General features: G+C 60.4%; 6 protein-coding genes and 1 tRNA gene. 3 read left to right on the forward strand and 4 right to left on the reverse strand.

Annotated elements, in window-relative coordinates; all coding sequences use genetic code 11:
* The first annotated feature begins 62 nt into the window (after positions 1 to 62).
* Positions 63 to 1,169 carry a DNA polymerase IV gene (dinB, locus tag WG907_RS16800; RefSeq protein ID WP_340234612.1) on the forward strand — a complete coding sequence of 369 codons (1,107 nt, stop codon included), beginning with the start codon at positions 63 to 65 and terminating at the stop codon, positions 1,167 to 1,169.
* Positions 1,170 to 1,180: 11 nt separating this feature from the next.
* Here the strand turns inward: dinB and WG907_RS16805 are convergent, their stop codons facing one another.
* Complete coding sequence (locus WG907_RS16805; RefSeq protein WP_340234613.1) at positions 1,181 to 1,981, reverse strand: DUF1134 domain-containing protein; 801 nt, start codon at positions 1,979 to 1,981, stop codon at positions 1,181 to 1,183.
* Positions 1,982 to 2,215: 234 nt separating this feature from the next.
* Between WG907_RS16805 and WG907_RS16810 the strand changes: the two genes are divergently transcribed.
* A tRNA-Ser gene (locus WG907_RS16810) sits at positions 2,216 to 2,307 on the forward strand.
* A 185-nt stretch (positions 2,308 to 2,492) separates the two neighbouring features.
* The gene (locus tag WG907_RS16815; protein WP_340234615.1) at positions 2,493 to 3,821 is read left to right on the forward strand and encodes a tyrosine-type recombinase/integrase; all 1,329 of its coding nucleotides are present in this window, start codon (positions 2,493 to 2,495) and stop codon (positions 3,819 to 3,821) included.
* 6 nt (positions 3,822 to 3,827) lie between these two features.
* On the opposite strand, the gene WG907_RS16820 is transcribed toward WG907_RS16815, so the two are convergent.
* The 3 genes from WG907_RS16820 to WG907_RS16830 form a co-directional block, all read right to left on the reverse strand.
* Positions 3,828 to 5,288 (reverse strand): UvrD-helicase domain-containing protein, encoded by a 1,461-nt coding sequence (locus WG907_RS16820; protein WP_340234632.1) that lies wholly within the window; start codon positions 5,286 to 5,288, stop codon positions 3,828 to 3,830.
* On the reverse strand, positions 5,288 to 5,863 hold the full coding sequence (locus tag WG907_RS16825; RefSeq protein WP_340234617.1) for an ATP-dependent endonuclease: 576 nt from the start codon (positions 5,861 to 5,863) through the stop codon (positions 5,288 to 5,290). The genes WG907_RS16820 and WG907_RS16825 overlap by 1 nt, the downstream gene beginning before the upstream one ends.
* Before the next feature lie 731 nt (positions 5,864 to 6,594).
* The coding region (locus tag WG907_RS16830) for a hypothetical protein (protein WP_340234619.1) at positions 6,595 to 6,861 on the reverse strand (267 nt) is incomplete at its 5' end.

The following is a 6,861-nucleotide window of genomic DNA, read 5'->3' on the forward strand; positions in this document are numbered from 1 at the left end:
CGGGTCAGATGAGCCCGCCCGCCTGTTTCCCTTTCGTTCCTGCCATGGCATAAGCATGCCGCATGGACGCCCCGCCACCTGCCATGGCCACCGGCTTGCCGCGCAAGATCATCCATGTCGACATGGACGCTTTTTTCGCGTCGGTCGAACAGCGCGATCATCCCGAACTGCGCGGCAAACCGGTGGCCGTCGGGGGTAGCGGGCCACGCGGGGTTGTGGCGGCCGCAAGCTATGAAGCGCGAGTCTTCGGCGTTAGATCGGCCATGCCGGGTGCCCGGGCACGGCGGCTATGTCCGGACCTGCTCTTCGCTCCACCCCGTTTCGAGGTGTATCGCGCGGTATCGACGCAGGTGCGGGCGATCTTCGAACGTTTCACCGATATCATCCAGCCGCTCTCGCTCGACGAAGCCTATCTCGACGTGACGGAGAATAAGCGGGGCATCGCATCGGCAACCCGGATCGCGGAAGATATACGCTCGATGATCCGCGAGGAAACAGGGCTTACGGCGTCGGCGGGTGTGTCCTACAACAAGCTGCTCGCCAAACTGGCGTCCGATCAGAACAAGCCCGACGGGATCTGCGTTGTACGACCCGGCGGGGGTGCCGCCTTCATCGCGGCGATGCCAGTGCGGCGCATCCACGGCGTGGGACCGGTGACGGCACGCAGGATGCAGGCGCTGGGGATCGAGACCGGGGCCGACCTGCGCGCGCACGACCTACCCTTTCTGGAACGCCATTTCGGCAGCGCCGCTCGATTTTACTTTTCCGCCGCCAGGGGGGAAGATGACCGCCCTGTGCGCGACCGGCAGGAACGCAAATCGGTCAGTGTGGAGGACACGTTTTTCGACGACCTGATCACGGCCGATGCCCTGATCACGGAGATCGACCGGATCGCGCAGAGCCTGTGGCACAGGATCGAGAAAAACGGTTCCTATGGCCGGACCGTCGTCCTGAAGATCAAATTTGCCGATTTCCGCATCATCACCCGGTCGAGAAGCTTCGCGACCGCAGTGCGCTCGCCAACGCTACTGGCCGAAGCCGCCCGAGCGCTGCTGTTCGCGCAGTTGCCCTTGCGCATGGGCGCAAGGCTGCTTGGCCTTGGCATTCACAATCTGGAACAGGACGAAGGAGCCGGCAGCCCTGCCGAGCAGCTCGCCCTATCCCTGTAAACGTGCGATGATCAGAAAGGCAGCCAGTTCCGCTTTTCGGTGAACTTCATATAGCCGGCATTGATGCCCAGCCGATAGCCTACGCCAAGGCGGATCGGGATCAGCACTACGCTGCCCCAGCGCAGATAGCTGGCGGTGAAGCCGCCGACGAGATAGGCCGTGCCTTCGGCCGCAGGAAAGCGATGGAACAGATCCTGCGTGTCGTAGAGATTATAGACGAGAACGAAGGTGTTGGCGGCATTGCCGCCGACATCAAAGCCGATCGACGGGCCGGTCCAATAGACCTCCCGCTTGCCTTCCACCTTGTGATTGAGCGTGCCCGACCCGTAGCGGAGGCCAACGACGAAGGCGCCTGACGCCTCGCGCCCGGCGATATAGGCATTGGGACGGCCCTGATCCTTCAGCACCTTTTCGATGAGCCCGGCGAGGCCCTCGGCGCCCTTGCCGAAGACGCCCTCGGCTGCGCCTATCAGATCATCTTCCTGATAGGAGTCGGCGGGCACGGGGGCGGCCGGCGGCGAATTGGCCGTGACTGGCGCGCCGGTTGCGGTCGCGCCCGACGTTACGGCACTGTCAGTTTGCGTGTTATAGACGCCGCTATCGGTCCTGACGTTGGGACTGGCGTCGTTAGTGACCGGACTGCTTTTGGCGGGCGGCACGGGGGTCAGGTCGGAATCGATCGCGCTGTTCGGGTCGACCGTCCGCACCTGAGCGTCTGCCGGGACCATGGTTAGCGCAAGACCAGCAAGCACCGCCATCAGGGCGCCGCCGCGTCTGCCGTTGGCGGTTGCACACCTTAATAGTCCGATCATCCCGTCACTCCCCCGCAAGCCCGCTTGTTCAATAGACCGGTAGTTATCGGGAACGAAGCTGAAACGACAATGAACGAACCGGCGACACGAGTCTTATCCAAGCCGGACGGAAAAGATAATCCGCCCTGATAACTCGTAAAATCGTGGCAAGGGACCGTTGCCATGAGGCAAAGGCGTCGCTATAGCCCGGATCGCCTAGCTGCTGACCCGTTCTGAACGGGTATTTGGCCATGTGGAGACGTGGGTGAGTGGCTGAAACCAACGGTTTGCTAAACCGTCGTAGGGATAACTCCTTACCGAGGGTTCGAATCCCTCCGTCTCCGCCAGGCGACCCTCCGCAGGGGTCCACAGAAGTGCACCGATATCGACTTTTTCCCTCTGATAACTGACGTTTAGCAGGTCAGCTCGGCCACGGTCGTCCGCACGCCTCCGGTAATGGCGTGGGTTCAGCGCGTGGCATCGGCTTGGAAAAACGTGGTATCGGAGATGACCCTTGCTGAACGATGCATAAGTGCGAGCGGCAAAGCCGCGCGAGAAGGCCTACAAGCTCACTGACAGCAACCGCCTGTTCCTGCTGGTCACACCCAGCGGCGGCAAGCTGTGGCGTTGGAATTATTCGTACGACGGAAAGCAGAAGAGCATGTCGTTCGGGATCTACCCGATGGTAGCTCTCGTGAAGGCGCGTGAGAAGCGTGATGAGGCACGCGCCGTTCTCGCCGAAGGCCGCGACCCGTCCGTGGTAAAGAAGCTGAGGATCGAGGCAAATATCGAGGCGAGCCGGAATACCTTCGAACGGATTGCCCGCGAGTGGCATGCGACGTCCAAGCCGCAATGGGCAGCCGTCCATGGTGACGACGTGATTCGAAGTCTGGAACGGGATGTATTTCCCAGCATCGGCTCGCTGCCGTTGGTGGACCTGAAGCCCCCGAAAATCCTGGAGGTGCTTAAGTCCATCGAGGATCGCGGCTCGATCGAAACGGCGAAGCGGGTTCGCCAGCGAATTTCGGCGGTCTTTGTCTACGCTATCGCCAAGGGAATCGCCGAGACAGACCCTGCGGAGAAGCTTAGCGCCGCCTTGAAGCCACTGCGGCGCGGTCGCCAGCCGGCTATCACGAACCTCGATCAGCTTCGTAAGATGATCGACGATGCCGAGGGGGATTATGCCCGGCCAATCACTCGGCTGGCTTTGCGCTTCCTCGCTCTCACCGCAGTGCGGCCGAACGAGCTCCGCGGCGCGCGTTGGGACGAGTTCGAGGATTTGGACGGAGCGCTTCCCTTGTGGCGCATTCCCGCGACACGGATGAAGGGTAATCTCGATCGGAAGGACGAGCTCGACGGAGATCATCTCGTGCCGCTGACGCCGCAGTGCTTAGCGGTACTGCGCGCCCTCTGGCCCCTCACCGGGGATTGCGAGCTGTTATTCCCGAGCAACCGACACGCTCATCGGCCGATGAGCGAAAATGCGATCGGCTATCTGCTCAATAGGGCCGGATATCATGGCCATCATGTCCCGCACGGCTTTCGCGCGGCTTTCTCGACGATCATGAATGAATGGGCCGAGCGCAATGGCAAATCCCATGATCGCAAGGTCATCGACCTCATGCTCGCCCATGTGCCCAAGGAAAAGGTGGAGGGCGCGTACAACCGCTCCGCCTACATGCCGCGACGCCGGGAGCTGGCGCGGATTTGGGCCAACCTGCTTTCAACCGAATTGCCGGAACCGCGCGTACTGGTTGAGCGCCCGTCGAAAGAGACTGGGGACCACTCGCGTCGGCGCATTCCCGAGCCAGTGTCCGAGTCCTTTCGATTTCCACTCCGGGCGGCAAGCTCGAATGCCTGATTGGGATCATTTGGCGCAGGCCCAATGGGAAGAATTCAAATGTGATTTTAGATGCTTGGCGCCATCAAGAAAAGCTGGACGGTAAAAGGTTAGACCGAAATCCCGCGATAGCGCCTGCAACAGCTGCTTGCAGCGAACCAGCAGGAGCGGATGCCATTCGCTCAACGCTTTCAATGAACCAGAGGGCAGCCCTGTTTCACAGTCCCGGACGAAGTCCCAAATCAGGCGACGTATACCTCGGAACTGCTCGTCCAGCGGGCGCTTCATATGCACGAGGCAATCATGCTGGTCGTCCGTCAACAAGCCTGCAATGGCTACGCAGCAGCTGTTATACGCATCGCCCATCCGGCGCTGCCGCTCACGCTGCAGCACTGCGTTCGCGAAGGTCCGCACGACGCCTTGCCCCTGATCGCTATCCGCGCCGCTCCAGGTTTCCGACCATTCTACCGATCGGCAGACGATGGCAGCATCCTTGGGATCAATTTTGGCATGGTCGCACAGGCTGGCGAACGCAGCGATCGCCTTGTCCTCTTCGCCCTTTTTGAAGGTGATGAAATGGGGACCAGAAAAGCCCTCCGGTGCCGCGCGATGCGCGGCATCGTTCGTGCCGGCGAGTGCGTTGGCAACTTCGACGATTGCAGGGACTGACCGGTAGTTCACAGTCAAACGGCGCGCGGTGACCCCAGCCGTGCCGTGATAATCGTTCAGGAACTTCCCGTCGGCGCCGCCGAAGTCATAAATTCCCTGATTCACGTCACCGATCAGGGAGAGCTGACACCCCTTCGAGACCATCAGCTCCAGGATCGCCTGATGCTCGGCCGAAATATCCTGCGCTTCGTCGACCAGGACGTGAGGGTAGCGCCGTACAAGAGCACGGAGGATATCAGGTTGCTCGCGGAGGGTGCGCAGCACCCAGTAACGACCGAGATCGTGGGTGTAGGCGCCAGACTTGCCGAGCTTTTCGATCGACGCTTTGGCATTGGCAGGCGGCACAAATTTGCTGCCGCGTCCGACCTCGAACCGGAAATCAGGCCCGCTCACCCGCGCTCGCAAATCTCGGATCGGATGACTGATGGAGCCGTCATAGACCTTGAAGGAGCTGAGAAAGGCCTCCCCGCCCTCGACAAGGAAGGGCGTGCGGGATGCCTTCATCGTTCTGTGTCCGTGCGGTCTCAGCACATTACATGTTATGAAGCCATCAACCGTATCGATTTCGACGGCCATTGATCTGCGATGTCCACCCTCGGCACGCATCAGGTCGTGATAGCCCGCGCGGAACGTCTCCACTGCGATGTTGGAGAAGGAAAGGAGCGCGATCAGGCCGTGGTCGTCTTCAAACGCCGACCGCATGGCTGCGAGGCGATGGATGGCCGTCAGCGTCTTCCCGCTGCCCGCACAAGCCGTGACGGCCAACGGTGCCAGCGGCAGTTCGACGACCTCGCGTTGCTCAGGCGAGAGGCCATTCATCACGCGCAAACGTGCTCTACTGCAAGGCGGATGTATTCAGGCACTTCGAAGTCCGTGTCGTCATCTGCACACAGACCAGCTAGGGCCTGCGCGAACCGACCCTTCTGAACATTGCCAGAATCACGTTCGAACATTCCCTGAAACAGGCGTTTGGCCTTTGCCGCGTCATCGACTTCGGCCGCCACCTCGGTTTCTAGTTCAGCTCCGATTTGTGGATGAAGTTCCTTCAACGCGTCGAGCATGACGGCTCGATTCTTCGTGATGAGTCCAAGATCATATTCGAAAGTCTTCTGACCGTGGAATATACCGACATAGGCATCTGCGCTCTTCAGCATGAGCGCGGTATTGTCGGACACTGTGATCGTCTCGCCAGCGGCGGGATAGTGGGCGACCAGCTTTCCGGCCGCATTTGCAATCCTGGGATCGGCATCGGTCAGGACGGCGACCGGTATTCGGATCGCGTTTGCGCCGAACAGAGGCAGAAAGGAATCAAAGTTCAGTCCCTCGACGCTGATGAGACTGACGCCATGGTCCCGCAAATCATATCCCAGCCGCTTGGCGAGAATGCTGACCATGAGGAGAGCACAATGCGTATGCACTCAGCAGCGCTCCTCATTAGACAGCCCGATTTATCGAGGGCACTGAAATTTGTCTGGCGCACCCCGGGAGGCGGCCTCCTCAAGGGGTCACGTGCAGATCGTTCGCTATGATGTTTCGAGCCGCATGGCCCGGACCTTCTTACGCACTTAAGGGTGACGTCACCGCAATTTCGGACATATGGAACCTTTTTCCCTCGAACGAGGATGGCTCACCGGTCCACGCTCGAGGGACAAAATCGACCGCGTCGTCCATCAAGCTGGGCCGGTGGCGCATGTTTAGGCCGAGCGCCGCGACCTCTTTTCCGCTGTAACACCTGCTTGTGCCGAAGTCATATCCCGCTCGGAACGGATACCATTGCGGCATCCTCGGCGAGAAGGAGCGGGTGATATAGCGGAGCAAGCGCCACGATGCCGCTCAGACGCACGCACTGGCCCGCGTGGCCGCTGCGGTCGCCGTGACTGCCAGCGAGGGCATATCCCATCAAAATGGTGCTCGCAAAATCAAACCGAGTCGAAGCCGATGGACTCTGCCCAGGCCCGGTGATCGAGCGCCTCTGTCCAGTGAAGGTTCATACTCCGGCGCGACGCATCAGTCACCGTAACACGGTAATTGTCCAGATAATGGTACACTATCCCGAAACAGTTACTTGCATCCGGCTGAGTGTGGGCAGGCGCGGTGTTGGGCGTTTTCTTTTCCGCATGTTATATCACTGACCATGAAGCCATTCAGTGATGATAGAGCGCTGTGGATCGCACAGCACATCCTGCCCCACGAGCCTGCTCTCCGCGCCTGCCTGAGTCGCTGGCGCCTGCCCACGGACCTTGATCCCGACGACGTGGTGCAGGAAGCTTACAGCCGATTCGCCCAGATGGATTCGGTCGATCGGATCCTCGATTCCCGGGCCTATCTGTTCAGCGTCGCGCGGACGATCCTGTTGATGCATGTCCGACATGCTCGCGTGATTTCTATCCGT

Source organism: Sphingobium fluminis (genome assembly GCF_037723805.1).
GTDB lineage: Bacteria > Pseudomonadota > Alphaproteobacteria > Sphingomonadales > Sphingomonadaceae > Sphingobium.

Bases quoted from the DNA above. Each gene is read 5' to 3' on its own strand.
- dinB (WP_340234612.1), top strand. From the start codon at position 63: ATGGACGCCCCGCCACCTGCCATGGCCACCGGCTTGCCGCGCAAGATC.
- WG907_RS16805 (WP_340234613.1), bottom strand. From the start codon at position 1,981: ATGATCGGACTATTAAGGTGTGCAACCGCCAACGGCAGACGCGGCGGC.
- WG907_RS16820 (WP_340234632.1), bottom strand. From the start codon at position 5,288: ATGAATGGCCTCTCGCCTGAGCAACGCGAGGTCGTCGAACTGCCGCTG.
- WG907_RS16825 (WP_340234617.1), bottom strand. From the start codon at position 5,863: ATGGTCAGCATTCTCGCCAAGCGGCTGGGATATGATTTGCGGGACCAT.